Source organism: Achromobacter sp. MFA1 R4, from assembly GCF_900156745.1.
Taxonomy (GTDB): Bacteria; Pseudomonadota; Gammaproteobacteria; order Burkholderiales; family Burkholderiaceae_B; genus Achromobacter.
The window spans coordinates 5136871-5162305 of sequence record NZ_LT707065.1 but is presented as its reverse complement, the minus strand read 5'-3'; the positions used below and the strand labels follow the sequence as shown (position 1 = coordinate 5162305).

Annotated in this window: 31 protein-coding genes; 11 read left to right on the top strand and 20 right to left on the bottom strand. The window is 66.7% G+C overall.

Annotated elements, in window-relative coordinates; translation table 11 throughout:
* Positions 1 to 132: 132 nt before the first annotated feature.
* From BXA00_RS23650 to folE2, 3 genes are all read left to right on the top strand, one after another.
* The gene (locus BXA00_RS23650; protein ID WP_076520824.1) at positions 133 to 879 is read left to right on the top strand and encodes a GntR family transcriptional regulator; all 747 of its coding nucleotides are present in this window, start codon (positions 133 to 135) and stop codon (positions 877 to 879) included.
* Between the two features lie 218 nt (positions 880 to 1097).
* Positions 1098 to 2312 carry a zinc metallochaperone GTPase ZigA gene (gene zigA / locus BXA00_RS23645; protein WP_076520823.1) on the top strand — a complete coding sequence of 405 codons (1215 nt, stop codon included), beginning with the start codon at positions 1098 to 1100 and terminating at the stop codon, positions 2310 to 2312.
* Between the two features lie 59 nt (positions 2313 to 2371).
* Positions 2372 to 3271, top strand: a complete 900-nt coding sequence (folE2, locus tag BXA00_RS23640; protein WP_076520822.1) for a GTP cyclohydrolase FolE2 — start codon at positions 2372 to 2374, stop codon at positions 3269 to 3271.
* Between the two features lie 75 nt (positions 3272 to 3346).
* Here folE2 and ribA read toward each other — a convergent pair whose 3' ends face one another.
* From ribA to BXA00_RS23600, 8 genes are all read right to left on the bottom strand, one after another.
* On the bottom strand, positions 3347 to 3928 hold the full coding sequence (gene ribA, locus BXA00_RS23635) for a GTP cyclohydrolase II RibA (protein ID WP_369825620.1): 582 nt from the start codon (positions 3926 to 3928) through the stop codon (positions 3347 to 3349).
* 255 nt (positions 3929 to 4183) lie between these two features.
* Positions 4184 to 4603, bottom strand: coding sequence for a YgiW/YdeI family stress tolerance OB fold protein (locus BXA00_RS23630; protein WP_076520820.1), 420 nt, complete (start codon positions 4601 to 4603; stop codon positions 4184 to 4186).
* A gap of 75 nt (positions 4604 to 4678) precedes the next feature.
* Positions 4679 to 6085 (bottom strand): ATP-binding protein, encoded by a 1407-nt coding sequence (locus tag BXA00_RS23625; protein WP_076520819.1) that lies wholly within the window; start codon positions 6083 to 6085, stop codon positions 4679 to 4681.
* 1 nt (position 6086) lies between these two features.
* Entirely contained in the window at positions 6087 to 6743 is a 657-nt protein-coding gene (locus BXA00_RS23620; protein ID WP_076520818.1) for a response regulator transcription factor, read from the bottom strand.
* Positions 6744 to 6797: 54 nt separating this feature from the next.
* A complete protein-coding gene (locus BXA00_RS23615) occupies positions 6798 to 7931 on the bottom strand; it encodes a Fic family protein (RefSeq protein ID WP_076520817.1) in 1134 nt (377 codons plus the stop codon).
* 199 nt (positions 7932 to 8130) lie between these two features.
* Positions 8131 to 8628 (bottom strand): glycine zipper 2TM domain-containing protein, encoded by a 498-nt coding sequence (locus tag BXA00_RS23610; RefSeq protein WP_076520816.1) that lies wholly within the window; start codon positions 8626 to 8628, stop codon positions 8131 to 8133.
* A 37-nt stretch (positions 8629 to 8665) separates the two neighbouring features.
* On the bottom strand, positions 8666 to 9094 hold the full coding sequence (locus BXA00_RS23605; protein WP_076520815.1) for a hypothetical protein: 429 nt from the start codon (positions 9092 to 9094) through the stop codon (positions 8666 to 8668).
* 76 nt (positions 9095 to 9170) lie between these two features.
* Entirely contained in the window at positions 9171 to 9407 is a 237-nt protein-coding gene (locus tag BXA00_RS23600; RefSeq protein ID WP_076520814.1) for a lipopolysaccharide assembly protein LapA domain-containing protein, read from the bottom strand.
* A gap of 320 nt (positions 9408 to 9727) precedes the next feature.
* Here BXA00_RS23600 and BXA00_RS23595 point away from each other — a divergent pair, with 320 nt between their 5' ends.
* Positions 9728 to 10459 carry a carbonic anhydrase family protein gene (locus BXA00_RS23595; protein WP_156902856.1) on the top strand — a complete coding sequence of 244 codons (732 nt, stop codon included), beginning with the start codon at positions 9728 to 9730 and terminating at the stop codon, positions 10457 to 10459.
* 178 nt (positions 10460 to 10637) lie between these two features.
* Here BXA00_RS23595 and BXA00_RS23590 read toward each other — a convergent pair whose 3' ends face one another.
* Positions 10638 to 11210, bottom strand: coding sequence for a class I SAM-dependent methyltransferase (locus BXA00_RS23590; RefSeq protein WP_231952145.1), 573 nt, complete (start codon positions 11208 to 11210; stop codon positions 10638 to 10640).
* Between the two features lie 280 nt (positions 11211 to 11490).
* A complete protein-coding gene (locus tag BXA00_RS23585) occupies positions 11491 to 12930 on the bottom strand; it encodes an NAD-dependent succinate-semialdehyde dehydrogenase (protein WP_076520811.1) in 1440 nt (479 codons plus the stop codon).
* Between the two features lie 215 nt (positions 12931 to 13145).
* Here BXA00_RS23585 and BXA00_RS23580 point away from each other — a divergent pair, with 215 nt between their 5' ends.
* A complete protein-coding gene (locus tag BXA00_RS23580) occupies positions 13146 to 13409 on the top strand; it encodes a hypothetical protein (protein WP_156902855.1) in 264 nt (87 codons plus the stop codon).
* Positions 13410 to 13455: 46 nt separating this feature from the next.
* Here the strand turns inward: BXA00_RS23580 and BXA00_RS23575 are convergent, their stop codons facing one another.
* The 7 genes from BXA00_RS23575 to BXA00_RS23545 form a co-directional block, all read right to left on the bottom strand.
* Positions 13456 to 13695 carry a hypothetical protein gene (locus BXA00_RS23575; protein WP_076520809.1) on the bottom strand — a complete coding sequence of 80 codons (240 nt, stop codon included), beginning with the start codon at positions 13693 to 13695 and terminating at the stop codon, positions 13456 to 13458.
* A 33-nt stretch (positions 13696 to 13728) separates the two neighbouring features.
* Positions 13729 to 14277, bottom strand: a complete 549-nt coding sequence (locus BXA00_RS23570; protein WP_076520808.1) for a cytochrome b — start codon at positions 14275 to 14277, stop codon at positions 13729 to 13731.
* A 132-nt stretch (positions 14278 to 14409) separates the two neighbouring features.
* Positions 14410 to 16944 (bottom strand): DNA ligase D, encoded by a 2535-nt coding sequence (gene ligD, locus BXA00_RS23565; RefSeq protein WP_076520807.1) that lies wholly within the window; start codon positions 16942 to 16944, stop codon positions 14410 to 14412.
* Between the two features lie 2 nt (positions 16945 to 16946).
* Positions 16947 to 17912: a Ku protein gene (locus BXA00_RS23560; RefSeq protein ID WP_076520806.1), complete on the bottom strand. Its 966-nt coding sequence runs from the start codon at positions 17910 to 17912 to the stop codon at positions 16947 to 16949.
* A 25-nt stretch (positions 17913 to 17937) separates the two neighbouring features.
* Positions 17938 to 18216, bottom strand: a complete 279-nt coding sequence (locus BXA00_RS23555) for a hypothetical protein (protein WP_076520805.1) — start codon at positions 18214 to 18216, stop codon at positions 17938 to 17940.
* Positions 18217 to 18227: 11 nt separating this feature from the next.
* Entirely contained in the window at positions 18228 to 18620 is a 393-nt protein-coding gene (locus BXA00_RS23550; RefSeq protein WP_076520804.1) for a PRC-barrel domain-containing protein, read from the bottom strand.
* A gap of 19 nt (positions 18621 to 18639) precedes the next feature.
* Positions 18640 to 18888 carry a hypothetical protein gene (locus tag BXA00_RS23545; RefSeq protein ID WP_076520803.1) on the bottom strand — a complete coding sequence of 83 codons (249 nt, stop codon included), beginning with the start codon at positions 18886 to 18888 and terminating at the stop codon, positions 18640 to 18642.
* Positions 18889 to 19124: 236 nt separating this feature from the next.
* Between BXA00_RS23545 and ppk2 the strand changes: the two genes are divergently transcribed.
* Together ppk2 and BXA00_RS23535 are read left to right on the top strand one after the other, a co-directional pair.
* Entirely contained in the window at positions 19125 to 19946 is an 822-nt protein-coding gene (ppk2, locus tag BXA00_RS23540) for a polyphosphate kinase 2 (protein ID WP_369825582.1), read from the top strand.
* A gap of 17 nt (positions 19947 to 19963) precedes the next feature.
* Positions 19964 to 20218: a hypothetical protein gene (locus tag BXA00_RS23535; RefSeq protein WP_076520801.1), complete on the top strand. Its 255-nt coding sequence runs from the start codon at positions 19964 to 19966 to the stop codon at positions 20216 to 20218.
* A 42-nt stretch (positions 20219 to 20260) separates the two neighbouring features.
* Here BXA00_RS23535 and BXA00_RS23530 read toward each other — a convergent pair whose 3' ends face one another.
* From BXA00_RS23530 to BXA00_RS23520, 3 genes are all read right to left on the bottom strand, one after another.
* Positions 20261 to 20467, bottom strand: coding sequence for a hypothetical protein (locus BXA00_RS23530; protein WP_156902854.1), 207 nt, complete (start codon positions 20465 to 20467; stop codon positions 20261 to 20263).
* Between the two features lie 95 nt (positions 20468 to 20562).
* Positions 20563 to 21969 carry a PepSY domain-containing protein gene (locus tag BXA00_RS23525; protein WP_076520799.1) on the bottom strand — a complete coding sequence of 469 codons (1407 nt, stop codon included), beginning with the start codon at positions 21967 to 21969 and terminating at the stop codon, positions 20563 to 20565.
* Positions 21970 to 22041: 72 nt separating this feature from the next.
* Positions 22042 to 22539: a DUF2946 family protein gene (locus BXA00_RS23520; protein ID WP_076520798.1), complete on the bottom strand. Its 498-nt coding sequence runs from the start codon at positions 22537 to 22539 to the stop codon at positions 22042 to 22044.
* 212 nt (positions 22540 to 22751) lie between these two features.
* Between BXA00_RS23520 and BXA00_RS23515 the strand changes: the two genes are divergently transcribed.
* The 4 genes from BXA00_RS23515 to BXA00_RS23500 are packed head-to-tail and all read left to right on the top strand — an operon-like array spanning position 22752 to position 25426.
* Positions 22752 to 23927, top strand: coding sequence for a PepSY domain-containing protein (locus BXA00_RS23515; protein ID WP_076520797.1), 1176 nt, complete (start codon positions 22752 to 22754; stop codon positions 23925 to 23927).
* A complete protein-coding gene (locus BXA00_RS23510; protein ID WP_076520796.1) occupies positions 23924 to 24463 on the top strand; it encodes a thiamine pyrophosphate-binding protein in 540 nt (179 codons plus the stop codon). Before BXA00_RS23515 ends, BXA00_RS23510 begins: the two co-directional genes overlap by 4 nt.
* Positions 24460 to 24786, top strand: a complete 327-nt coding sequence (locus BXA00_RS23505; RefSeq protein ID WP_076520795.1) for a hypothetical protein — start codon at positions 24460 to 24462, stop codon at positions 24784 to 24786. Before BXA00_RS23510 ends, BXA00_RS23505 begins: the two co-directional genes overlap by 4 nt.
* A 19-nt stretch (positions 24787 to 24805) precedes the next feature.
* Complete coding sequence (locus tag BXA00_RS23500; RefSeq protein WP_076520794.1) at positions 24806 to 25426, top strand: DUF6162 family protein; 621 nt, start codon at positions 24806 to 24808, stop codon at positions 25424 to 25426.
* The last annotated feature ends 9 nt before the right edge of the window (positions 25427 to 25435 follow it).

Genomic DNA, 25435 nt, shown 5'->3' with positions numbered 1-25435 from the left:
TCAACTGTCTTTGGTCCGTTTTTATTTATATTGCATGCAATATTGAGATTTCGCAAGTTTTTTTGCTTTGAAGCCCGCACCATTGCATGCAATGAGCCGCTACACTGTGGGCCTAAGGAGGGACGGACCACCATGGCCGCACAAATCGACAAAGTCATCTCAGAGCTGCGTGACATGATTCTCTCGGGCGAGCTGACACCTGGAGAGCGAGTCGTCGAGCTTCAGTTCGCGGCCCGACTTGGGGTGTCGCGTACACCGCTGCGCATCGCGATGACGGAGCTGGAAAAGGAAGGCTTGCTGGAACGACTTCCCTCACGCGGGTTTCGGGTTCGCGCCTTCACGGTCGAAGAAATCGCGGATGCTGTTGACGTGCGTGGAGTTCTTGAGGGGATGGCAGTACGTCTACTCGCGGAACGCGGCGTATCTCCGGATGTTCTCGTACGCCTGACCCAGGCAGTTGACGCGGGACGTCAGTTGCTCGCGCCTGCTGTACATGACCCCCACGCCCTTGTGGACGCAAGAGCCTGGGGCAGAATCAACCAGCAGTTCCACGAGATCCTTTGCGAGGCCGCCGGCAATCGCGCCTTGCTTTCCGCGTTGGAGCACAACAACAAAACGCCTTTGGCCGGACCGGCCGCACTGACCCTGCCGTCGTCACCGTCTACGGTCGAGACACCTTACGTCCTTCGCGCGCAAGCGGACCATGAAGACTTGCTGAGAGCCATTACTCGACGTGAAGCAGCGCGTGCGGAAAGCCTCATGCGCGAGCATGCGTATCGCAGCCGCGAGAACAAGCGGGTCATGCTGGACTCAATCAAAACGGAACGCCATAGCATGGCGTTAAGCGCCAGCGCGTTGGATTCGACAGGGTCGGAGTAAGAGGCGCCTGGCCGCGTGCTCTTCCTTAGCCACTGAGCACGCAGGCAGAGACGCGCAACGTCGATGCCGGATCGCCGACATCCAATGTGCCTTTAATGTTATGTTATAACATCGCGCTGACTGCTGGCCTGTCGTCCCGTTTTCTATCGGACCTGCCCACCCGCGTTGAGCCAACACCCCCGCAGTCTCACTCATCCTCTTTGACGCTTTCATAGAACATGAATACCGGATTACCCCAAGCGAAGGACCGCCATCTGCCTGTCACGGTCCTTTCCGGCTTTCTTGGCGCCGGGAAAACCACGCTGCTCAATCACATCCTGAACAATCGCGAGGGCCGGCGCGTTGCGGTGATCGTCAACGATATGTCCGAGGTCAACATCGATGCCGCGCTCGTACGCGAAGGCGGCGCCGAGCTGTCCCGCACGGACGAGAAGCTGGTCGAGATGAGCAATGGCTGTATCTGTTGCACCTTGCGCGAGGACCTCCTCATTGAAGTTGAACGGCTCGCCAACGAAGGCCGCTTCGATCAGTTGGTCATCGAGTCCACCGGAATTTCCGAGCCCTTGCCCGTCGCGGAAACCTTCACGTTCGAGGGCGAGGATGGGCGCTGTCTGGGTGAGCTTGCCCGATTGGACACGATGGTGACCGTGGTCGACGCATACAACTTCCTGCGCGACTACAGCTCACGCGAGAGCTTGCAGGAGCGCGGAGAATCCCTTGGCGAGGAAGATGAGCGCACGGTGGTCGACCTGCTGGTCGAACAGATCGAGTTCTGTGACGTCATCGTGCTGAACAAGGTGGATCTGATCGCAGCCGATGAGCGCGAGCGGCTGATGGCCATCCTGCGCAAGCTCAACCCCCGCGCCCGCATTGAAACGGCCGAGTTCGGCAAGGTGCCCCTGGACAGGGTGCTGAACACCGGGTTGTTCGATTTCGATGAGGCCTCCAAGGCACCGGGCTGGCTACGCGAACTGCGGGGGCAACATACGCCGGAAACCGAGGAATATGGGATCCGAAGCTTTGTCTATCAGGCTCGTCGTCCCTTCCATCCAGAACGGTTCTTTGCCTATGTCGAGAGCGAATGGCCCGGCGTTGTGCGTTCTAAAGGCTATTTCTGGCTGGCCAGCCATCCGGAGATGGCTGGCTCCTGGTCGCAGGCCGGCGCGGTGGCCCGCCACGGGGCGGCCGGCTACTGGTGGGCTGCCATGCCCCCGGAACGTTGGCCCGAGGACCCCGAGTACGTGGCGATCATCCGCAAGAATTGGGTCGACGGCGTAGGCGACGCGCGCCAGGAGCTGGTGGTGATAGGCATGGATATGGACGAGGTTGCCTTGCGAGCCCGTTTTGACGCGTGTTTGCTCACCGATCAAGAGATGGCCCAGGGTCCGCACGTCTGGAAGACCTGGAAGAACCCCTTTCCGAACTGGGCCTGACATACAAGCTCTTCCGCGCGTGGCGTGGGGGGCAATCCAACGCAATTCCGAGCATTATTGTGGACACCGCACTTCCCGACGTTTCAATCAACGAGTCTTCTCCGAGCCTGAGCTCCCTGGAATGGGTGGGCATGCAAGGCATCGATCTGCCCGTCGTCCTGGCAGAGCCGGGTTATCGCCGGATACTCCATGCACGCGCCGATGTCCAAGTGGACCTTCCCGCGCGGCATGTCAAGGGAATCCACATGTCGCGGCTCTACCGGGAGCTGGACCACCTGAGTGATCCCCACGACCTTACGCCCGCCGCGCTGCGCAACGTGCTGGATGCCATGGTGGCAAGCCATCAAGACTGCGAAAGCCGGGGCGCGCGCGTCCGCTTGTCATTCGATCTGCTGGTCCGCCGCCCCGCCCTGGTGTCCGACGGTCTGGCAGGCTGGAAGGCCTACCCGGTCCAGTTGCGCGCGGTGGTACACGATGGCGTCCATGCGCTTGAGACCCAGGTCACGGTCCCCTACTCTTCTACCTGCCCTTGTTCGGCTGCCCTGTCGCGGCAACTGGTTGAGCAAGCGTTCCTTGGCGCCTTCGCAAACCAGGAAAGCATCACGCCCGAGGCAGTGGCCGCCTGGCTGCGCCAGCATGCCAGCATTGCGACCCCTCACAGCCAGCGCAGCGAGGCCCGCGTCGAAATAACGCAGACGCCCGACGAGCAGACCTGGAATCTGTTGGCGCTGATCGATACCATCGAGGACGCCTTGGGGACGCCTGTGCAGACGGCCGTCAAGCGGGCGGACGAACAGGCGTTTGCCGCCTTGAACGGCCAAAACCTGATGTTCGTCGAAGATGCCGCCCGCCGGATCCAATCCGCGCTGCGCCCGCGGTTCAAAGCCTCCCGCACCCACGTGCGGCATCTGGAAAGCCTGCATCCTCACGACGCCGTGGCGTGGGCCGATGGCGTCTGAGAGGCCCGCAGCATGCTGATTACCTGGCTATTAACGCCAAGGGACATCAACTGCCCATCGCCGGCGATTACCAGGTCAATCTTCGGTCTGCCCAAGCTCCAGCCGATGCTGAGTCCGCAAGGCCTTGGCCAGCAGATAGCCCTTGTTGTGTTCGTTCGGATAGACCCCGGTCAGGCGGCAGCCGCTGACGCGGATGCCCATGCGCTCCAATTGCGTGCGCTTGTCGGGATTGTTGGTGAGCAGTTCCAGATCGTTCACGTCCAGCGCCCTGAGCATCTGGGCTGCGGGCGTGTAGTCGCGGTCGTCCAGGCCATGCCCCAGCTCCAGGTTGGCCGTGTAGGTGTCGTGGCCCAGTTCCTGCAGGCGGTAGGCGTCCAGTTTGGAGTAAAGGCCGATGCCGCGGCCCTCCTGGCGCAGATACAGCAGGTAGCCGCCTTCTTTGCTCATCAGACGCAAGGCTTCGTGCAGTTGCGGCCCGCAGTCGCAGCGCAGCGAGCCGAAGACGTCGCCGGTCATGCATTCGGAATGCAGGCGCACGAGCGGCATTGCGCCCGGCTCGCCGAACTTGAGCGCCAGATGGTCGCGGCCATCGGCCAGGCCGTGGAAGCTGTAGGCCAGCGCGAGCGCCTCGGAACCGTCGGCAAGACGGATGGGCAGCCGGACGGTGGCGCGGATGGAGGCTTCTGGCTGCGGGGCAGCGGCTTGGGGTGTAACGGGGTTCACGACAAACAGGCACTCGGTGGCGGATCGGGGTCGCCGGGTGGGCGACGGGCGCGACGACTGAATGGGGATATCAGGCGCCCTGGTGCAAGTATGGGCGGAACCGCCCGGGACAAGGCCGGTTTGCGCCATGCTTGCGCCAGCCCGACAGGATAACGTATGCGCCCGCCTTCGCGCGACCCGGTCGCCGCCCTACATCACGCGCAAGCTGTCCACGTCGAACTCGATGCTGTTGCGGTCGCGATCCAGTTCGCCGCGCAGTTCGACCTGGGTTTTGTCGTCGATCTTCTGCCCGGCCGGGAAGTCGTCGTTATCGATTTCGACGCGGATCTGGCCGGTGCCGTCATCGAAGGTGTAGTGGTCGTCGCCATCGTGCGAGACGATGCGGCCGCGCAGGATGGCGTTCTGGTCGTCGCGCCCGTTGGCGAGGAGTTCCTTGACGGTGGTGACGGCGACGGTGCTGGGGCCGCTGTAGCCTTGGGCCGCCGGTTTGCCGGTGCTGGGCCCGGTGTAGCCCTGGGCGTGCGCCCCGCCCGCGAACAGGGCGGCGGTCAGCGCGGCGGACACGAGGCAGGTGCGAACGAAGTTCGATTGACGAGGGGTCTTGGTCATGGCGTGGCTCCTTGCGCGGTGGGCGCATCGTTGTTGAACATGGCGTCATTTGACGCCGCGAAGATGAAGCAGACCTTAGCCTTCCTGCACGGTCGCCGCCGCGCCTTCCAGCGGCAGGAGCAGCGTCACGCCCAGCCCCCGGCCGTTCAGCCCCGGCCCGAACCGCAATTCGGCCCCGTGGACCTGCGCCACCCGGGCCACGATGGACAATCCCAGGCCATTTCCAGCGACATTGGTGCCCAGGACACGGAAAAAGCGCTGCGTCAGCCGTTCCAGGTCCGCCGGCGACACGCCCTCGCCGTCATCGCTGACGGTCAGCGCGATGTGCTGGCCGGCGCGCTGCGCGGCGACGCGCACCTGGCCGCCGTCGCGCCCATAGGACACCGCGTTGTGGATCAGGTTGCGCAGGGCCGTGTACAGGGCATCGCGGTTGCCGTAGAGGACGCTTTCGCGTGCGTCGATGGTGATGACGGCGTTGCGTTTGGCCGCCGCCTGCGCGCAGGCATCGGCGGCGTCCTGCAGCAGCGCCTGCGTGGCGATGCGCTCGCGCGGCAAGGCGTCGGCCGATTGCGGGTCCAGTCGCGCGAGCTGGAGCAGGTTTTCGACCAGGGCCGTGGCGCGCATCATGTCGACGCGCAGGCGCTGCAGTTGCGCCGCAAGCGCGGGCGCCTGGTCGGCCGGGTGGCTGCGTTGCAGGACCTGGATGCGCGACGCCAGGGCGGCCAGCGGGGTGCGCAGTTCGTGCGCCGCGTCGGCGGTGAAGCGGCGTTCGGCTTCCAGCGCCCGGTCCAGGCGGCCCAGCAGGCGGTTCAGGGCCGCGGTGATCGACTGGACCTCGTACGCCCGGCTGTCGTCGGCCAGCGGAGAAAGGTCCGACGGCGATCTGGCCTCGATGCCGCGCGTCATGCGCGCCAACGGCTTGAGCAGGCGCCAGATCAGGATCCAGTTGATCAGCCCGAGCAGCGCCCACAGCCCGACCAGCGGCCAGGCCAGCGATTCAAGCATGTCCCAGATCAGATCCGTGCGGTCGTCCCGCTCTTGCCCCACTTGCGCGGAAAAACCCAGCGTGTCGTGGTGGCGCACATAGACGCGCCAGTCCTCGCCGTCGGCGCGCACGTCGTAGTAACGGTCGCCGCGGCGTTCCGGGTCCACGAAGGGCCGCTTGGGCGCGTCTTTGCCGCGCAGCAGGACCTCGCCGCTGCGCGAGACGAGCTGGTAGTCCAGCCGCAGCGCGGGCTGGGCGCCGATGGGCCGGGGTTCTGCCGCATCGCGGCCGATGCTGCCCTCGCCCAGCGCCAGGACCAGCCGCGCGCCCTCTTCCAGCCAGTCGTCGTAGGCGTCGTTGACCTCGTTGCGCGCAATCGCCAGCACGATCAAGGTGCTGATCAGCCCCACCAGGATGCTGGAGCCCAGCGTCGTGGTGATCAGCCGCCGGCGCAGCGAATAGCCGCGCGCGGGCCGGGAGGTCTTGGGCCGTCGCATGTCAGTCCGCCAGGCGGTAGCCTTGGCGCCGCACCGTCTTGATGAGGTCAGGGGCCAGCTTGCGGCGCAGGTTGTAGATGTGGACCTCGATGGTGTTGCTTTCGACCTCGTCGCCCCAGCCGTAGAGCGATTCCTCCAACTGCGCCCGGGACACGATGTGGCCGGGACGGCGGATGAGCGCGTGCAGGATGGCGAACTCGTGCGCGGTAAGGTCCACGGGCGCCCCCTGGAACTGGACCTGCTTGGCGGCGACGTCCAGCGTCACGCCGCCATGGCTGAGCGCGGGTTCGGCATGGCCGTCGCGGCGGCGCATGGCGGCGCGTATGCGCGCCGACAGCTCTTCCAGGTCGAACGGCTTGACGAGGTAATCGTCGGCGCCCAGGTCCAGCCCCTCGATGCGGTCGGGCACCGCGTCGCGGGCGGTGATCATGATGGCGGGCACGTTATCGCGCCGGGCGCGCAGCCGGCGCAGGAGGTCGTCGCCGGTCAGCCCGGGCAGGCCCCGGTCGATCAGCACGCAGTGATAGTCGTGCGTGGCCAGCGACGTCTCGGCGAGGTCGCCGCGCGTCACGCGGTCGACGACGTAGCCGTCGAGTTCCAGCCAGGACTCGATCGACTCGCCCAGGGATACATCGTCTTCGGCCAGTAGGATGCGCATGCGCCGACTATACGCGACAGGATGAAGTGAATATTAAGACGCGCCCTGCCCGGTTCAGTCCGCCAACTGGTAGCTGGTGCTGCGCCCGCCCGCGTCGGTCTTGCGCAAGAGATTCCGGTTCAGGAGGTCGGTGATGTCGCGCAGCGCGGTATCGGGCGAACACTTGGCGATGGCGGCCCATTTGCGGGTGGTGAGCTTGCCCTCGAAGCCATCCAGCAGCCGGTTCAGCATCCGCGACTGGCGCTCGTTCAGCGGCTCGGCCGCCCAGCGCTGCCAATAACGGGTCTTGGCCAGCACGCCGTCCAGCACGCCGTGCGCCTGATCGACCGCGCGATGCAGCGTGGCGAGAAACCACGCCAGCCATTGCGTGACGTCCATGGACCCCTTCTGGGTCTGCTCCAGGATGGCGTAGTAGGCGTTGCGTTCGCGCTGGATCTGGGCGGACAGGCTGTAAAAGCGCTGCGGACTGCCGTCGGCGCGCGCCAGCAGCAGATCGCCGATGGCCCGGGCGATGCGGCCGTTGCCGTCGTCGAAGGGGTGCAGCGTGACAAACCACAGATGCGCCAGCCCCGCCTTGAGCAGCGGCGGCATCGCGTACAGGCCGGCGCCCTGCAGCGCGCCGTTCAGCCATGCCAGGAATGCGCCTGTGTCGGCCTCCAGTCGCGTGGCCGGCGGGGCTTCGAAGTGCACGCGCTGGCGGCCGATCGGACCGGAAACGACCTGCATCGGCCCGTCGGCGTCTGTCCGCCACGCGCCCACGCTGATTCTGGACATGCCGGAGTAGCCCGTGGGAAACAGCGCGGCATGCCAGCCGAACAGGCGGTCGCGCGTGACGGGAGAATGGCAGTTGGCGGTGGCGTCCAGGACCATTTCGACGACGCCTTCGACGTGCCGGTCCACGGGCGCCAACGCGCCGATGTCCACGCCGATGCGGCGCGCAAGGGAGGAACGGACGGACTCCACGTTCAGGACCTCGCCTTCGATGGCGCTGGTCTTCACGACGTCTTCGGTCAAGGCGCTGAGGCTGGCCTGATCGCGCAGCGGCATGCCCACGTCGCGCAGGCGACCCATGAGCAGGCCCTGCGCCCGGCTGACATCGGCCAGCGGCCCGGCCAGCGCGGCGAGATCAAAGCGCCAGTGGGGCCAATCCGCATCCTGCCAGAGGTAGAGGTAATCTCCGCTTTTCATGCGGAGATTATGCGCGCCAATCACCGCATTAGCAAGCTATTCGCCGCACATTATGCGGTAAATAGGCCGTCTAATTGCCGCAACGGGCCGCAACGGGCCGCGAGATGCCCCGCCGCCCTGCCCCACCCTTGCTACGCGCGCCGCAGAAATACCGCGCATATACCGCGCATATACCGCGCATTTACCGCGCAATTACCGCTCAAATACCCACCACCCGGCTCACGCCGCCCTGCGTGACGACCTGGACGCGCTGTCCCGTCGAAATCGGCACATCCGCTTCCTGGGTGATGACGCGCACGTCGCCGCTGTCCAGGCGGATGGTGATCTCCAGGCCTTGCCTGCGGGTGCTGGCGTTCTCGATTGCGTTGCCGGCCATGGCGCCGCCGACCGCGCCGCCGACCGTGGTGATGCGCCGGCCGGAGCCGCCGCCTATCGCGCTGCCCGTCACGGCGCCCAGGGCGCCGCCCGCGATGACGCCCATGCCGGAGGTCTGGCTGGCCTGGATCGTCACGGGCCGCACCCCGATCACATAGCCCAGGGTCACGGTCTGCGCACGCTGCGCCTGGTCGAAGGTGTAGACGCGCGATGAGGCCGTCGGGTTGGCGCAACCGGCCAGGACCGCGGCCAGCCCGATGATGGCGCCCGCGGCGAGGATGTCGAGGTGGCGGCGCTTGGCTGCCTGCAGATGCTTGTGCATGATGGCTCTCCGGTACGGCGGGTTGGGAGGAACGGACCTATCGCGGCTGCGCCGGCGCGGGCGCCTGAGGCGCCGCCGGCTGTGCGCTGGTACGCATGAACTTCCCATTCGCGTCGAAGCCGCCTATCGGACGGCCATTGAAGAACAGGACCCGCCGCGCCGTCCATTGCGGCTGATCGGGGCCGATCTGGTCGTAGCCGGCCACTTCGAAGTCGTACTCCCAGCCGGACACCGGCTTGCCGTCCTCGCCGATGACCGTGGCTTTCTTCACGGAGTCCGCATATCCCTTGTCGCGGTAGCTGACATAGCGCGTCGGGGGCATGGCGTCCCGCAACGTGGACATGTACTGGTAGAGGTCGTCGTCGCTGGGCGGCGTGCCGTACGTGGCCAGATCGCTCTTGGTCGCGACGGTGCCGGCGCAACCGGCCAGCACGCAGGTGGACAGGACAAGGAATAGCCGTTTCATCGGGATGCTCCTAGGGGTACGTTCGCGCCCGGACGCAAGGCGCGCCGCGCCTGGCCAGGCGGGCAGTGAAGCGTTGCTACGTGGTCGGGCCGGCCGGGCGGCCGGTGGCGCCGCGGAAGGCGGAACGCAACAGGCTGAGGAGGAACCCGCCCGTGAACATGCCCAGGATATAGACGCCGATGACCAGGACCGAGACTGGCAAAGTGAAGCTGGAGGTCCAGAGCGTCAAGGTGACCGAATCGAAATTCTGGACCTTGAACGAGAGAACGATCGCCGTAAGCAACACAATTAATACGATGTACAGGTATCTCATGGGGCACCTTTCGTATCTGCTGGCTGAGTCGCCCCGAGGCCGCCGGGGGCTTATCGTGCGAAAAAACTATGCCACTCCTGCACGCGGAAAACAAGAAAAAACCGGGGCGCATGCGATTTCCGTCGGCGGGAACGCCTGCCCGCCAGCGCGCCCCGCCCTGCGGGCCAAACGTTGTCGGCCGGGAAAAACAGGAAGAGAATGTCCTTCGCCGTGCGAACGGCAAGCTGTGGCCGGCCCATCGATGAATAGCTGCGTCCCGCGGTCTGTCTACATGGGCTGCAAATAGAGGACACCTCATGGAAGCGATCAAAGATTGTTGCATGGCAGGGCACCCTCGGGACCTGGGACGGCGCGTCTGGCTGAAGGCGGGCGTCGGCGCAGGAACGGCTGCGATGATGGCGGGTGTGGCGCTTGCGCCCACCGAGGCTGAAGCCGCGTCGCTCACGCAGGCGGAGCGCGACGCGATGACGCCGGATCAGGTCATTGACATGATGAAGCGGGGCAATGCGCGTTTTCGCGAAGGCAAGCCCCAGAAGCACGACTACCTGGCGCAGAAGCGCTCGAGCGCCCTGGGGCAGTTCCCCGCGGCGGTGATCCTGAGCTGCATCGATTCGCGCGCCCCGGCGGAGATCATCCTGGACACCGGGATCGGCGACACCTTCAACGGACGGATCGCGGGCAACATTTCCAACAACGATCTGCTCGGCAGCATGGAGTTCGCCTGCGCGGCGGCGGGCGCCAAAGTGATCCTGGTCATGGGACATACGGCCTGCGGCGCGGTGGCCGGCGCCATCGACAACGTGAAACTAGGTCACCTGACCGGGCTGCTTGAGGTCATCAAGCCGGCAGTCGAGGCGACCAAGTACACGGGCGATCGCAGCGGCAAGAATGCCGAGTTCGTCGACGCCGTGGCCAGGACCAACGTCCTGCACACCGTCGAGGCCATCCGCAAGAACAGCCCCATCCTCGCGGGGCTGGAAAAGGAAGGAAAGATCAAGATCGTCGGGTCGATGTACGACCTGAGCAACGGCATGCTGACTTTCCTGGCCTAGCCAGCGGCGGCCTGGTTGCCGATCCGCAAGCAGCAAGGCCGGCAGGCGACACGCTTGCCGGCCTCTCGCTGCCCTGCCCGCCCGATGGGGCATGGGACGGCAACAGATCCTTACCTTAAACCCGTGGCGTTCCCGGGTCCGAAACGATGTTCACGGGCCATCCGCCGTCCTTGCGGCGTCATCGCGCCCGGCTGAGGCTGTATACGGAGGCCGGCGGCAGGTTGAGCGGGACAAACCGCACCCGCCGGGCGTGCAGGCCGCAGTCTTCCAGCACGCGCGCAGAAATGGGGCACCGCACGCCATAGGTGAAGAAATGCATGGCGCCGTCCGGATGCATCGCCTCAAATACCGCGGTGAGCAGCTTGCGATGGTGCGCGTGGCTCATGTTGCGTAGCGGCAGGCCGCAGATGGCCGCGCCGATGCCATGCAGTTCCGGATGGCTGTCGCGCGACAGGTCCTGCGCGGACACCTGCAGAACGGCCGCCTCGGGAAACTGGGTGCGCAGGCTGGAGCTCATTTCGGAGTCCTGCTCGACCAGGACCAGACTGGACGGCGCGATCCCCTTGCGCAGCATTTCACGGGTGAACACGCCAGTGCCGCAGCCCAGTTCGAGGACTTTACCGCCCTGGGGCTGGATCGTTTCGGTGATGGCCGCCGCAAGCGCCGCGCCCGAAGGGGCCACCGCCCCGACGGCCGCGGGATTGGATAGCAGCGCCTTGACGAACTGCCTGCGTTCTTGCAGCCAGCTCATGGCCGGGCCGGTTGAGGTTCTGTGCCGGGCAAGGGACTTGGTGGGCGGCAAGGAAAGCATCGATGCGTGAATCTCCGGGGTCGACATTGTCAGGGAGACCTTACCTGCGCAGGGAGGGCCGGATCGGCAACGGTGCGTAAGCACCCATATCAATTGGAGAGCGCCGCGAGGGGCTGCGCCATTTTGCGACAGGCGCGAGCGGGCGCCTATCGGCCAAAAGAATCCCCGCCGGATCCAGCCCGGCGGGGGATCGGGTCAGGCGCGCGGGCCTGACACGAGGTCAGACGCCGACGACCGACACCGCCTTGGTGACGAGATAGGCTTCCAGCGCCTCGGGGCCGCCTTCGGAGCCGTAGCCCGAATCCTTCACCCCGCCGAACGGCAGTTCGGCCGACGGCGTGGCGGGCTGGTTGATCCACACCATGCCCACTTCGAGGCGGCGCGACAGCTCGTGCACCGACTTGAACGAGCGGGTGAAGGCGTAGGCGGCCAGGCCGTAGGGCAGGCGGTTGGCTTCGCGGATGGCTTCATCCAGCGTCTCGAAGCTGCGGATCGCCGCGATGGGTCCAAACGGCTCTTCGTTGAAAATATCGGCCTCGAGCGGCACGTCGGTGAGAATCGTGGGCGCGAAGAAATTGCCCGCGGTGCCCACGCGTTTGCCGCCGGTGGCGATCCGTGCGCCCTTTTCGCTGGCGTTCTTGACGATCTTGTCCATGGCCGCCAGGCGGCGGTCATTGGCCAGCGGGCCGAGCGTCGTGCCTTCGGTCAGGCCATCGCCCAACTTGAGCTTTTCGGCTTGGGCGACGAACGCCTGCTCGAACGCCGCCTTGACGTTCTTGTGCACCAGGAAGCGCGTCGGCGAGATGCAGACCTGGCCGGCGTTGCGGAATTTCGCGCCGCCCGAGGCCTTGACGGCCAGTTCCACGTCGGCGTCCTCGGCCACGATCACCGGGGCGTGACCGCCCAGTTCCATGGTGACGCGCTTCATGTGGCGGCCCGCCAGCGCGGCCAGCTCCTTGCCGACCGGCGTGGAGCCCGTGAAGGTGACCTTGCGGATCACCGGATGCGGGATCAGGTAGCTGGAGATCTCGGCCGGCGAACCGAACACCAGGCCCAGCACGCCCTTCGGGATACCTGCGTCGACAAAGCAATTGAGCAGCGCCGCCGGCGAGGCCGGGGTTTCTTCGGGCGCCTTCACCAGGAAGGAGCAGCCGGTGGCCAGGGCCGCGCCCAGCTTGCGCACGATCTGGTTGACCGGGAAGTTCCAGGGCGTGAACGCGGCGACGGGGCCGACCGGCTCCTTGATGACCAGTTGCTGGGCCGCCGGGTTGCGCGCCGGCACGATGCGGCCGTAGACGCGCAGCGCCTCATTGGCGAACCAGTCGATGATGTCGGCGCCGGCCAGGACTTCGCCGCGCGCTTCGACAAGCGGCTTGCCCTGTTCCTGCGTCAGCAGGCGCGCCACGTCGTCCGCGCGCTCGCGCAGGAGGACCGCCGCCTTGCGCATGATGGCGCAACGCTCATGGGCGGACGTGTCGCGCCACGTCTCGAAGCCGCGCTGCGCAGCCGCCAGCGCAAGGTCGAGGTCCTCGCGGCCGGCGCTGGCCACCTGGCCAATCTTCTGGCCGGTGGCGGGGTTGACGACGTCGATGCGCGCGCCGCCGCGGGCCTCGCGCCATTCGTTGTCGATCAGGAGAAGAGTATCTGGGTAACCGTTCATGAATGCTCCGTGGTTGAAATGCGGCCGTCACGTGTCAGTCGATTCGGGCAAGCGCGGCGGAATCCGCCCGACGCCTGCCGGTATCGTAAGTGTTTGAGGGGGAGACGGGAAGTGCCGGGGGTCCGGACCGTCCACATGGCGGCGACCGGCCGGGCACGCCGCTTGCTGAAGGGGTTGCGCCTTTGGTCACCTAACCCTGATTACGGAGGACCCCCATGAGCTCGCCGGAACCCGTTTTTGCCCCGACCCAGGTCGGAAATATGATGGTGTCTTTGGGAACCCCTCGCCCGGCCGGCGCCGCACCGATCGCGCCCTGCCCGAGTGCGGCCAACGAGGAGATCCCGCCGTCGCCGCGCCATCCCGGCGAGGCGGAGCCGTCGGCCCGCGTCCCCCTGAGCGCCTGGCTGTCGCTGGCGTTCTGGGCGCTTGGCACCGCGCTGCTGTTCAGCCTGGGCGTGGCGTACCGCCTGGTCGCATGAGCGGCCGGGCCACCCGGGCGACCGCCTTGCGCGTCGCCCGTCCCCGCTAGCCCTCCTTCTTGCGCCGCCCCCACACGGACTCCTGCCGATAGGCGTTGGCCTGGCATAGCGTCCGATAGAACATGGCGCCGGCGCCGATGAAATTGCCCAGTTCCTTTTCCGACAGTTTGGGGGCGACCTCCTCCAGGTATCCGGCGTACATCGACAGCACCCGGTCCCATTCGTCCAGCCGGGGCGCGGGCGCGGAGATCGAAATCATCAGGGCCAACAGCTCATCGCGCTGCATGGTTGCCTCCTTTGCATAGGGGCGGCCCGGCCGTCACGACCCTTTGGTCATGTGCGTCAAGACACGCCGCCCGTCCGCCCGGCGATGCAGGAAGGCCATGCCGACGTGACCCACGATCAGCGCCAGCAGGGTCCAGCCCAGGAGCCCGTGCCAGGCATTGGCAACCTCGACCAGGGGTTCGATCTCCTGGTCGCGCGGGCTGAAAACCGGGATGCCGAACGGGGAATATCCCCGGCCCCGCGCATACGCGCGCAGTATCCCTAGCGTGGGAATGGCGATCATCAGCAGGTACAGGACAAGGTGCCCCAGGCCCGCCAGCAGGCCGCTGTCCGGCCGTCGCCCAAGGTTGACCAGCGCCCAGACCCCGCGAAGCAGCACAAGGATCAGCAGCAGGAACCCCAGCGAGGTGTGCGTGGACCAGAAAAACGCCTCGATCGGGGTTTCGGGCAGGAGCTGCCGCACCGCCGCGCTGGTGAACTGCCAGGCCAGCAGCGCGGCCATCAGCCAATGCAGGCTTCGGCTGACAACGCCGTAGCCGTCCGGGCGGTCCATGACGCCCGAGGGAGAGACAGGGGGTGGCATAGGAAGCCTCCTTGCGGCGTGGGTGCTGCAAAAGGGTAATCATGCTTGGCGCATTTTGCCTACGGCCCCTCGGCCGGATGCAACGAATTGAAATAGCGGCCTGCGCGGCGGCCGTCGCCCCGGGCGCGCCCATCATGGCTTGAACTCCATCGCGGCCATGGCGCGGCCCAGCGACTGCGGGGCGTAGTCGGCCCAGGGCGCGTTGCCGACGTCCAGCCGGCCATGAATGTCGCGGATGGTCCAGTGCGCCCCGCCGGTCAGCTTGTCCAGTTCTTCCCACGCCACAGGCACGGAGACGCCGAGGCCAGGGCGAGCCCGCGCCGACCAGGCGCAGACCGTCGTCGCGCCGAAGCCGTTGCGCAGGTAGTCGGCGAATATCTTGCCCACCCGGTTCTTCGGTCCGCTCTTGGCCACGAACAACTGCGGCAGCGTGCGCGCCAGATGCTGCACGATGGCCTGGGAAAATGCCTTGACCGTGTCCCACCCGTATTGCCTGCGCAGCGGCACCACCACGTGCAGCCCCTTGCCCCCGCTGGTCTTGAGCCAGGCCTGCAGGCCGATCTCCCGCAGCAGCACGCGCACCAGGCCGGCGGCCTGCTGCATCGCCGGCCACGCCACGCCTTCGCCGGGATCCAGGTCGAACAGCATGCGGTCGGGCTTGGCGATGGCGGTCTTGACCGCGTTCCAGGTATGGAATTCGATGACATTCATCTGGACGGCGGACAGGATGGCTTCCTGCGTCGGCACTTCCAGCAAGGGCGGATGATCCGGATCCAGCCGCGCCGGCAGCGCCTTCACGCCGGGCATGGCGGCTTCCAGGTGTTTCTGGAAAAAGAATTCCCCCTCGATGCCGGCCGGCGCGCGCAGGAACGACACCGGGCGGCCTTTCAGGTGCTCCAGCATCAGCGGCGCGATCAGCCCGTAATAACGGGCCAGATCCAGTTTCGTGAGCTGGGTGGACGGGTCGATGACGCGATCCGGGTGGGTAAGCTTGCCGCCCTTGGGACGCGCCGTTTTTGCAACGCGCGATGACTTTTTGGCGGACTGGCCGATGGTGGCGTCGTCCTCGATGTCCTTGACCGGCACGGCCTTCTCCCTGGAAATTGCCCGCACCGGCTTGTCCTGGCGCAGGCCCCGGAACACCGCATGGCGGATATGGCCGCCATGGGTCCAGTCGCCGAAGGACACTTCCGCGAGCAGCGTCGGCTTGACCCAGCGCACGCCTCCCCCGGCGGGCGCGCCCGTGACGGGCTTGCGTTCGGTTTCGATGGCCGCCAGGCGCTTTTGCAGGGCAACGAGGCTCTGGTCATCGAATCCTGTCCCGACCTTGCCGGCATAGCGCAGGCCGCCGTCGGACTCCGTGACGGCAAGCAGCAATGCGCCCAGTCCGGCCCGGCTGCCCTTGGGCGCGGTATAGCCGACGATGACGAACTCCTGGCGCCGCGCGCACTTGACCTTGACCCAGGTGTCGCTGCGGCGCGAGACATAGGGCGAGGACCGGCGCTTGGCCATGATGCCTTCCAGTCCCATCTTGCACGCCGTCGCCACCAGATCCGCGGGCGCGGCATCCAGCGGTTCGCTCAAGCGCAGGCAGTCGTCCCGGGCGGTGTCCATCAGTTGCCGCAGCAGCGCGCGCCGCACGTCCAGCGGCTCCTGGCGCAGGTCCCGGCAACCGATGAAAGGCAGATCGAAGGCGTAGAAAACAATGTCCTGGGTGCGCTGGCCATCGAAGGCGTTCTGCAGCGACTGGAAATTCGGCATTCCATCGTGGTCCAGCATCACGATTTCGCCGTCCACCCAGGCCCACTTCGCGGGCAGCGCCTTGAACGCCTGGACCAGATGGGGCAGCTTTGCGCTCCAATCATGGCCGTTGCGGGTGTACAGGCGCACATCGTCGTCCTCTATGCGCACGAGCAGCCGGTAACCGTCGAACTTCATCTCGTACAGCCAGTCCGGGGTGTGCCGCGGCACGCCATCCACCAGCGTGGCAAGGTGGGGCTTGAGCCGCTCGGGCAGCGCCGAGGCGACGCCCGGCAGCCGGCCGGCGGCGTCCTCGGTATCCTCCTCGGCGGACTCAGCGGCCCCGGCCGGTTTGCCTTGCGCGCCGTGCCGCGCCTGCCGCAGCGGCACGACACTGTCGGGCATTTCATCCACCACGCTGAACTCGCGCTCGGGCCGCGCCCAATCGTCACGGTCCTTGATCAACAGCCAGGGTGGCTGCTTCTCGGATTCCTTGCCCTTGAGGCGGATGAGCGCCCACCTCCCCTGCAGCTTGACGCCCTGCAGGTCGAACTTCAGGTGGCCGTCGCGATAGCCTTTGCGCGGATCCCCGACCGGCATCCACTGGCCCTCGTCCCAGATGATGACCTTGCCCGCCCCGTACTGGCCTTCGGGAATCTGCCCTTCAAACTGGTTGTAGGCGATCGGATGGTCCTCGACCTGGACGGCCATGCGCTTGACGGCCGGGTCGTAGCACGGCCCCTTGGGCACGGCCCAGCTCTTCATCGCGCCGTCCAGTTCCAGGCGCAAGTCGTAGTGCAGCCGGCTTGCCCAGTGCTTCTGGACGACGAAGGCGCGTGCCTGCGCATTCTCTTCGCCCCCGCCGGCGGGCTCCGAGGTCACGTTGAAGTTGCGCTTTTCGCGGTACTTCTTCAGGGGGTCGGCCATGGTCACGCCGCCTTGCGGGTTTTGCTCGCTGTCTTGCTCGCTGCCTTGCCTGCGGTCTTGCTGGCGCTTTTGCTTGCCGCCTTGCCGGCGGACCGGGCCGTCGTCTTTTTGGCGGGCGTCCTGGCGGCCTTCTTCGCGGCGCTGGCGGGCGCCTTGCCGCCCTTGCCGCCCTTGCCGCCCTTCAGGCTGCGCTGCAGCAATTCGGTCAGGTCGATGACGTTGTCAGCGTAGGCAGGCGATTCCTCCTGCGGCTCGATGACGGTCTCGGTCTTGCCGGCGCGTGCCTTCTTTTCCACCAGATCCATCACCGCGGCCTTGAATTCGTCCTTGTATTGCGACGGATCCCATTCGCCGGACATATCGTCCACCAGCATCTTGGCCATCTTCATTTCGGCGGCGCTGGGCGTCATGTTGCGGGCGCCGGCTTTGGGCAGGTCCAGGCCGTCCAGCGACTTGACCTCGTCGCCCCAACGCATCAGGTTCAGGACCAGCGCGTCGCCCGACGGAATCAGGGCCGCCAGGTGCTGTTTGGTCTGGATGACCACTTTGGCGATGCCGATCTTGCCGGTCTTGGCCAGCGTGTCGCGCAGCAAGGCGTACACCTTGTGGCCCTTGTTGATGGGCGCCACGTAATAAGGACGCTCCAGATAGACGAAGGGCACGCCTTGCGCGTCGACGAACTGCTGGATCTCGATGGTCTGGGTGGTCCGCGGATACGCATCCGCGATTTCATCGGGCGACACGATGACGTACTCGCCGTCCTCGTACTCCACCCCCTTGACGATGTTGTCCTTGTCGATCTCCTTGCCCGTGCGCTTGTTGATGCGCTTGTAGCCGACCGGATCCATCGACCGCTTGTCCAGCCAGTCGAAGTCAACGCCGGATTCGGTCGTGGCGGTGTGCAGGCCCACGGGGATGTGGACGAGTCCGAAAGAGATCGCCCCTTTCCAGATGGTTCGTGCTGCCATCGCTGTCTCCTGCGGGATGCCCGGCTCAGCCCAGGCGCTTGACCAGGCGGGCGACGCGGGCGATGCCCCCCGTTCCGCTGGCCGCGCGGCCCACCAGCGCGGTGCCTGCGGCCGTGATCACGGTGCGGCGCAAGACCGTACGGCTGCGCATGCCGGCCAGCATCAGCAGCACGCCCGCGCCAAACACGATGAGATGCTCGCCCGGAAAATCCGGCCGGCGCGCGTCGATATCCTTGAGCTGGCGCAAGAGCGACGGCGCACGGGATCCGGCCTGGGGAGTTGCGGCAACGGGTTCTGTCTGCATGGCGTCTCCTGTCATTTCGCGTATTTGAATTCGGGCAGCGCCTTGAGCGTGTCCTTGGTCGCATCCGGAAGCTGAAGCTGGTCCGCGGCCACCTGCATCTTCGACAGGGGCACCGTCACCAGATGGTTGCCCACGCCCAGCAGTCCGCCCACCGACAGCACGGCGTACGGGGCCCAGTCCGGCGGGCCCATGATCAGGTCGTCCACGGTGCCAAGCTTGTCCTTCTTGCCGTTGTAGACCGTCGCCCCGATGATTTTCGAGGCGCGATAGCCCGCCTCGACTTTGGCGACATCGACACGGACTTCGGTCACGGACTGCGGGGCGCCCTGCGCCCACGCCGGCGACGTGGCGCAGGCCGCGCCCAGCACGGCGGCCACACCCAACATTGCGGTCTTTGCAATCATGGCGAATCTCCTTGGCAAATCAGGAAGTGCGCTTGGCGTCGCCGGGCACGGGATCGTCGGCGGTGGCGTCCGAGGGTTCGAGATCCTCGTCGCTGACCTTGTCACTGACTTCGTCGCCCTGCGCGTTGTCGCTGGCGTCCGACGGCCGGACGGGGGCATGAGCGCCCTTGTGGTCTGCCGGGCGCACCGGCAGATCATCGGGCGTCGAGGTCGCTTCGACGGCGTTGTCTTGGGAAGGTGCCTGCCCAACGGAATTCTTCGGTTCCATTTTCCTCACCTCGGGGTTGGCTGCGGCCAGCGGAACGTGGCCGTCAATCCCCACAGCAAGTATCGTGCCCGCCACCTGCGCGTCCGGGTGCCTTGCCCATGAAAGCTGGGGTTCCGGCACCGTAATTCCATTGGTAACGCGTTCCCAAAAGGGGGCCGATCAGCAATATATTCAAAGTCCAGGGTGGCGCAGGACTGCGCCTTTCATCCGTGACGCGGGATTTCCGGAGAGCGATGATGGCCGACAAGAAAAAGCAGAAGACCCCTTCCGAGGCGGCCGAGTCCGCCAACCTGTCCCGAAAAGCGTACGACAAAGAGCTGGCCCGGCTGCATGTCGAACTCGTCAAGCTGCAGCAATGGGTCGTGGACACGGGCGCCAAGGTATGCGTCGTGTTCGAGGGGCGCGACGGCGCCGGCAAAGGCGGCACGATCAAGGCCCTTACGGAGCGCGTCAGCCCGCGCATCTTCCGGGTGGTGGCCCTGCCCGCCCCCACCGAGCGCGAAAAATCCCAGATGTACATGCAGCGCTACCTGCCGCACCTGCCCGCGGCCGGCGAGGTCGTGATCTTTGACCGCAGCTGGTACAACCGGGCGGGCGTCGAGCGGGTCATGGGGTTCTGCACCCAGGCCCAGGTCGACGCCTTCCTGAAGGCCATACCGCTGGTCGAACGCGTGATGGTCGATTCGGGCATCCTGCTTTTCAAGTACTGGCTGGAAGTCAGCGAAGCCGAGCAGACCCGCAGGCTGCAGGCCCGCATCGAGGATGAGCGCAAGACCTGGAAGCTGACCAAGATGGATCTGGATTCCTACAGCCGCTGGTACGACTACTCGCGCGCGCGCGACGACATGTTCAAGGCGTCCGACACCGCGATTGCGCCCTGGTATGTGGGACGCTCCGACAACAAAAAGCGGGTGCGGCTGAACATCATCAGCCATCTGCTCGAACATATTCCTTACACGGCCGGCCCCAGGGAAAAGATCAAGCTGCCCAAGCGGCAGAAAGCCAAGGGGTATCAGGAGCCCGATCACCCGTACCGGTACGTGCCGGAAAAGTTCTGACCTGTGGAGGAATGGCGATGGCGGCCCTGCTACTGACCCCCGTGGAAGATTCGACTTCCGATGAGGACATCAGGAACTTCCTGATGAAGTATGGATTCCCGTCCCCCGACGGGTTCAAGCGCGTGCCCAGCGAAGGCGCACGCCCCGCGGTCCTGGTCACCTTTGACGGCGCGACGGAACCGGCGCTGCAGGCTTTGCTGCCCCGGGTCAACCAGATGTTCTGGAAGAACCATACCGTCACGGCGCTCGTCATGCGGGCGCCGATCGAGTGAAATAGGCGCCGCCCCCTCCGAGCGGCGCCCTGCCCTGCGGTGTTACCACACGGACGCGGTACGCGGGCGGTAGGCTTCACGCACGTACTTGGCCAGCTCGGCCTCGACCGAGGACATCATCACGGCCGGCGGGCGCTCCGGATGCAGCAATTGCTGCGCCGCCGCAAGGGTGCGCAGCGCACGGCGTTCGCCGCTGCTCAGTTGCGAGGGGGTGGCCGAGGTGGACATGTACTTGAACTCTTCCATCATGCTTCTCCATAAGACAAGAAATGACCTTGCATCCTGTCTTCAGCAAGTAGCGTGCCCAACCCCTGCGCTTGTGTTCCTGAGTTGCCTTCCTACCGTCAATGACGGTTGGCCGCCATCCAGCGCACGATGTCCACCGCCAGAAAGACGGCGAGGCTCACGCCCAGCACGGCCAGGCACCAGCCCAGCGCCAGCGCGACGCCCACGGCCATCGTGCGTCCTGGCCAGGAGAGGTCGCGCCACGCCTGCGTGAGGGTCTGCCCCGGCGCGCCCGGGGCGGGCCGGCGCAGCCACCACATCCGGTAGCCCAGGACGATCATGGCCGTGAGCGCGATGCCGAGGGCCGCCATGAGCAGTTGGTTCGGCCAGCCGAACAGAATGCCCATATGCATGTCGACGCCCCACCGGATCAGCTTGGCGATCAGCGGAAAGGTGTCGAAGTCCGCGCGGCTGGTGATGGCGTAGCTGGCCGGATCCACGGCGATGGTGTCGACCTGCGTGGGCCAGGAGCGGTCCACCTCGCGCACCAGCCAGGCCTGGCCGTCCGCGCGCGGCGGCCGGATTTCGAGCTGGCTGCTGTCGATGCCGCCCGCGCGCGCCGTCTGCAGCACGCGGTCAAAGCCCGCGGGCACATTGTTCGCCGCCAGCGCCATGGCGGCAGGGTCATGCTGGCCGCCATGATGATGCGCGTGCTCGCCGCCCGGCGCCATTGCCATGCCGCCGGCCCCCGGCAGCTTGAGCGACACCGATGGCGTGATCCACCCCAGTTGCGCGCGCAATTGGTCCACGCGCCCGCCGGCCCAGTTGGACCACGTCAATCCGGTGGCGGAGAAAAACACCAGGCCGATACCCACCCACAGCCCCAGCAGTCCGTGCCAGCGACGAGCGCGCAGCCGCGGGCTGCGCGCGGCGGCCGCCTTGTCGCGGCCGCGCCGGGCAAACCACAGCACCATGCCGCCGACCGTGGCGAACCAGAGCCACGAGGCGGCCAGTTCGCTGTAATTGCGGCCCACGGCGCCCAGCATCAGGTTGCGGTGCAGGTAATCCAGCTTGGTCCGGAACGGCAGCGTACCGCTGGTGCCGTAGACGGTCATGTCGCCCTTGATCTCCAGCGTGACGGGATCCACGAACAGGGCACGGCTTTCGGAATCGCCCATGCCGGGTTGCGTGAACATGACGCGCGTCGTCTGGCCGGGCCCGGGTGCGGGGCGTACGGCGAACAGTCGCGGGCCGGGGCCGATGCGGCGCTGCGCGGCCTCGACCTGGTCCGCCAGCGGCCGCGCCGTCCCGGTGGACGTGGTGCGAAGCTGGTCGGCGTAGATGACGCTTTCGAGCTGCGGCGTCAGCACGAACAGCGTGCCGGTCACCGCCGCGACGAGGATGAATGGGCCGACGAAGAGGCCGACGTAGAAATGCAGGCGGGTGATGAGGGCGAGCAGCGCGCTGCCGCCCGCCGCCCGCGGCCGCGCGGACGCGGCGGGACTATCCAGGGTTTGCGTGGACATGATGATCTCGAGAACAACGGAGGCCGCCCGCGCGGGCGGCGATCGTGCGCGCGGGGCGCACGGCGACGGCGGTCATCCGGTGAATCGAGGGGGGGCGCGCTGGCCCAGCGGCGGGCCGGCGGCCGGCATCGGCGGGCGCGGGCTGTCGGCCACCCGGGGCGCCTGCACGAACCCGCGCAGTAGCACGGGCGCCAGCGCGACGGCGGTGGGCAGGTCCAGCGCCTGGTGCGCGATGAGTCCGAAGGGACATTCCTGCCCGGCGCCGACGTGCTGGGACGGGTCGTGGTGGCCCGAATGGCCGTGGAGCCCGTCGGCGTGGACTTCGGCGTGGGCGTCGGCGTGCCCGTGAGCCTGCCCGGACGGCGCGGCCAGACCGGACATGCCGGGAAAGGCCCCGCCGCCCGCCGAACAGAAGCCCAACGCCAGGCGGCCCTGCTTGAGCGCCTGCGCGTCGGGCATATACCCCACGGGCACGAACGCCCGGGCCGCCAGCAGAACCAGCAGCATCAGCCGCGCCAGCGTGGCGGCGCAGTCCAGGCGGAAAGGCGGACAGGAGGGTCGAGCGCGCATGCAATCGTTCCGGGCGCCGGCCGATTCCGGCGCCGAACCGGCATTTTATACATCCCGCCGCGGCGGCCGGCCCTGCGCCGCACCTCGCCGGCTCCGCAAGCAAGAAAGACAATTGAGAACGATTATTGCTAGAATTCCGGCTGACACGCCCCTTAATTGGGTCCAGATCTACGGGACCAGATCCCTCCCATCGCTCACCGGACAGCTTTTGAATGGCAAAGCCATCGCGCTCCAAATTATGGTTTCTCGTCCACAGTTGGCTCGCCTTGCCAATCTGGATTTTTCTCTTCTTCATCTGTGCGACCGGAACCATCGCCGTCATCAGCCAGGAAATCGTCTGGCTCATCAATCCTGCCGTGCGCGCGCAGGCGCCCGATGCGGACACCCCGCGCATGGGTTACCAGGCCCTGATGGACGCCATCGCCAAACAGGAGCCGCAGGCCTCGGTGCAGCGCCTGTCCTGGCCCGAGGAATCCCAGTTCGCCCTGACCGCCAATGTCGGCTATCCCGGCGCGCGCTTCACGTCCATTTACGTCAACCCCTACACCGGCGCCGTGCAAGGCCCTGCCCTGGACTTCGACCTGCGCCAGTTCATGCGCGCGCTGCACGGCTGGCTGCTGATCCCGTTTACCAATGGCTATAGCTGGGGCTGGTACCTGGTTTCGCTGCTGTCGCTGCCGATGCTGGCCTCGCTGGTCACCGGCCTGGTCGTCTACAAGCGTTTCTGGCGCGCCTATTTCCAGAAGCCGCGCCTGCGCGTCGGCCAGGGCGCGCGGATCTTCTGGGGCGATTTCCACCGCCTGTCGGGCCTGTGGAGCGTCTGGTTCATCCTGCTGATCTCGGTCAGCGCAATCTGGTTCCTGGTGCAGGCGGTCCTGGCCGACACGGCCACGACCATCTCCACGCAGGGCGTGCCCGCCGTCGTGGCGCGCGACGAAGTGCCCACGGTGACTCCGGGCCAGACCGTCAAGCGCCTGCCGCTGGATGAGATTGTCGCGGTCGCCGAGCGGGAACTGCCCGGTCTGGAGACGCAGCACGTGTTCTTCCCGGGCAACGCTTACGACCCCATCACGATTGCCGGCCGCGGCGCCTATCCGCTGATGTTCCAGTACGCCAAGATCAATCCGTACAGCGGCAAGGTCGAAGAGCTGCGCCGCCTGTCCGACCGCAATGGCCTGGAGTTCTTCACCGAATCCATGCGCCCGCTGCACACCGGCGACTTTGGCGGCTTCTGGCTGAAACTGGTGTGGTTCTTCTTTGGCCTGCTGCTGACGATGATGTCGCTCAGCGGCCTGTTGATCTGGACCAAGCGCACCGCGCAGGCCACGGCCAAGGCCCTGCGCCCTGCCCGCGCCGACCGCGCCGCCGCACGCGAGGTGACCGAATGAGCAAGACCGCTACCCTGGCTCCGGCCGCTCCCAAGCCCAGCTTCTGGCGCCGCTGGCGCTTCCACCTGAGCGCGCTGCTGCTCATCGTGCCCATCGTGTACGTCCCGAAGTACTTCGAGAACCTGGCGCTGTCGCGCGGGCTGATGGGCCTGGGCCAGCGGCCCGCCGGCGACGTGCAGGTCGGTCCCTGGAAACTGCAGTTCGCCGAATGGAAGGTCGAACCGCCCAAGTCCGATCCGGCCGGCATGGTCAAGACCTTCACGATGGCCCAATGCGCCGGCTGCCAGGACCAGATCCGCGCGGTCTACCTGCGCGTGGGAAAGCCGCGCAGCCTGCGCGCCGCCGGTTCGATCTTCTTTGGCAGTCCCCACCGGGCCTTCGCCACCGTGCCGATTCCGCCGCGCACCGCCCCGGACGCCGATCTCTGGATCACGGCGGAAGGCTGGGACGGCTCGGTGCATCAGGCGCCCTGGCCCATTGCCACGGCCTCCCCCGCCACGGTCGAGTGGCTGAAGAAACAAGGAGCATCCCGATGAATGCATTTTTCGCGAACGCCCTGCGCGCGGGCCTGCTCGGCGCGCTGCTGACGGCCAGCGCCGGCGCCCTGGCGCACAACCCCATGGCCGAATGCAAGGCCGAGGGCAAGGAACAGATCCAGTGCACCGGCGGGTTCTCCGACGGCAGCGGCGCCGCCGGCGTCACCATGGACGTGATCTCCTATGACGAGCAGATCCTCGTGCCGGGCAAGCTGGACGCGGACTCCAAGATGCGCTTCAAGCGGCCCGACGGCGAGTTCTACGTGCTGTTCGACGCCGGCCCCGGCCACGTCGTCGAAATCGACCACGTCGACATCCAGTAAGCCCCGGCCCTCCCGCACCATGCACACCCAAGTCATCCGCCCCGCGGGCGCCGGACACGAAACGCTCGCGGTGCTGGGCGCCTGCCTCGCCATCGTTGCGGCCGCCGCCGGCTACATCGGCCTGCGCGAAGCGCCGCCCGAGACCGCCGCGCTTGCCGCCACCCAGATCGACGCGCGGCGCGAGCTGACGCCCGCCGAACAAGGCATCTACGCGGACCTGCGCGTGGCCTACGACGAGATCGCGTTCGCCGTGCAGGCCGGCGAACCCCTGCCTTCGGTGGCCGACCTGGCCGCGCAGGGGCTTCCTCCCTTTGTCGCCGACAACAGCACGGCGGCGCGCGGCGGACATGCCTGGCGCCTGCAGCGCCAGGCCGGCCACGCCATGTACCTGGGCCAGACCGCCGACGCCGCCCTGGCCGGATCGTTCCTGCTGCGCGCGCAAGGCGCGGGCGCCAAGGATGACCATGACCATGGCCACGACCATGGCAAGGCGGCCGATGCCCAGCCCGACGTCTGGCTGGCCCGCGACGCCGCGGCCCGCCTGCCCGACCCCGCCGACGACGCCGCCCTGGCCGCCGCCGGCTGGCGCCAGGTGGTCGCGCAGTTCGACGCCGGCGTGACCCGCCAGAACAAGCCCTGACCGTTCTCC

Bases quoted from the DNA above. Each gene is read 5' to 3' on its own strand.
- BXA00_RS23505 (WP_076520795.1), top strand. From the start codon at position 24,460: ATGAATGCATTTTTCGCGAACGCCCTGCGCGCGGGCCTGCTCGGCGCG.
- BXA00_RS23520 (WP_076520798.1), bottom strand. From the start codon at position 22,539: ATGCGCGCTCGACCCTCCTGTCCGCCTTTCCGCCTGGACTGCGCCGCC.
- BXA00_RS23575 (WP_076520809.1), bottom strand. From the start codon at position 13,695: ATGCAGCGCGATGAGCTGTTGGCCCTGATGATTTCGATCTCCGCGCCC.
- BXA00_RS23625 (WP_076520819.1), bottom strand. From the start codon at position 6,085: ATGCGACGGCCCAAGACCTCCCGGCCCGCGCGCGGCTATTCGCTGCGC.
- BXA00_RS23610 (WP_076520816.1), bottom strand. From the start codon at position 8,628: ATGCACAAGCATCTGCAGGCAGCCAAGCGCCGCCACCTCGACATCCTC.
- BXA00_RS23510 (WP_076520796.1), top strand. From the start codon at position 23,924: ATGAGCAAGACCGCTACCCTGGCTCCGGCCGCTCCCAAGCCCAGCTTC.
- BXA00_RS23550 (WP_076520804.1), bottom strand. From the start codon at position 18,620: ATGATTGCAAAGACCGCAATGTTGGGTGTGGCCGCCGTGCTGGGCGCG.
- BXA00_RS23590 (WP_231952145.1), bottom strand. From the start codon at position 11,210: ATGAGCTGGCTGCAAGAACGCAGGCAGTTCGTCAAGGCGCTGCTATCC.
- BXA00_RS23615 (WP_076520817.1), bottom strand. From the start codon at position 7,931: ATGAAAAGCGGAGATTACCTCTACCTCTGGCAGGATGCGGATTGGCCC.
- zigA (WP_076520823.1), top strand. From the start codon at position 1,098: ATGAATACCGGATTACCCCAAGCGAAGGACCGCCATCTGCCTGTCACG.
- BXA00_RS23515 (WP_076520797.1), top strand. From the start codon at position 22,752: ATGGCAAAGCCATCGCGCTCCAAATTATGGTTTCTCGTCCACAGTTGG.
- BXA00_RS23650 (WP_076520824.1), top strand. From the start codon at position 133: ATGGCCGCACAAATCGACAAAGTCATCTCAGAGCTGCGTGACATGATT.
- BXA00_RS23585 (WP_076520811.1), bottom strand. From the start codon at position 12,930: ATGAACGGTTACCCAGATACTCTTCTCCTGATCGACAACGAATGGCGC.
- BXA00_RS23600 (WP_076520814.1), bottom strand. From the start codon at position 9,407: ATGAGATACCTGTACATCGTATTAATTGTGTTGCTTACGGCGATCGTT.
- BXA00_RS23555 (WP_076520805.1), bottom strand. From the start codon at position 18,216: ATGCAGACAGAACCCGTTGCCGCAACTCCCCAGGCCGGATCCCGTGCG.
- BXA00_RS23530 (WP_156902854.1), bottom strand. From the start codon at position 20,467: ATGATGGAAGAGTTCAAGTACATGTCCACCTCGGCCACCCCCTCGCAA.
- BXA00_RS23595 (WP_156902856.1), top strand. From the start codon at position 9,728: ATGGCAGGGCACCCTCGGGACCTGGGACGGCGCGTCTGGCTGAAGGCG.
- ppk2 (WP_369825582.1), top strand. From the start codon at position 19,125: ATGGCCGACAAGAAAAAGCAGAAGACCCCTTCCGAGGCGGCCGAGTCC.
- BXA00_RS23525 (WP_076520799.1), bottom strand. From the start codon at position 21,969: ATGTCCACGCAAACCCTGGATAGTCCCGCCGCGTCCGCGCGGCCGCGG.
- BXA00_RS23620 (WP_076520818.1), bottom strand. From the start codon at position 6,743: ATGCGCATCCTACTGGCCGAAGACGATGTATCCCTGGGCGAGTCGATC.
- BXA00_RS23570 (WP_076520808.1), bottom strand. From the start codon at position 14,277: ATGCCACCCCCTGTCTCTCCCTCGGGCGTCATGGACCGCCCGGACGGC.
- BXA00_RS23535 (WP_076520801.1), top strand. From the start codon at position 19,964: ATGGCGGCCCTGCTACTGACCCCCGTGGAAGATTCGACTTCCGATGAG.
- BXA00_RS23545 (WP_076520803.1), bottom strand. From the start codon at position 18,888: ATGGAACCGAAGAATTCCGTTGGGCAGGCACCTTCCCAAGACAACGCC.
- ligD (WP_076520807.1), bottom strand. From the start codon at position 16,944: ATGGCCGACCCCCTGAAGAAGTACCGCGAAAAGCGCAACTTCAACGTG.
- BXA00_RS23560 (WP_076520806.1), bottom strand. From the start codon at position 17,912: ATGGCAGCACGAACCATCTGGAAAGGGGCGATCTCTTTCGGACTCGTC.
- BXA00_RS23580 (WP_156902855.1), top strand. From the start codon at position 13,146: ATGAGCTCGCCGGAACCCGTTTTTGCCCCGACCCAGGTCGGAAATATG.
- BXA00_RS23630 (WP_076520820.1), bottom strand. From the start codon at position 4,603: ATGACCAAGACCCCTCGTCAATCGAACTTCGTTCGCACCTGCCTCGTG.
- BXA00_RS23605 (WP_076520815.1), bottom strand. From the start codon at position 9,094: ATGAAACGGCTATTCCTTGTCCTGTCCACCTGCGTGCTGGCCGGTTGC.
- BXA00_RS23500 (WP_076520794.1), top strand. From the start codon at position 24,806: ATGCACACCCAAGTCATCCGCCCCGCGGGCGCCGGACACGAAACGCTC.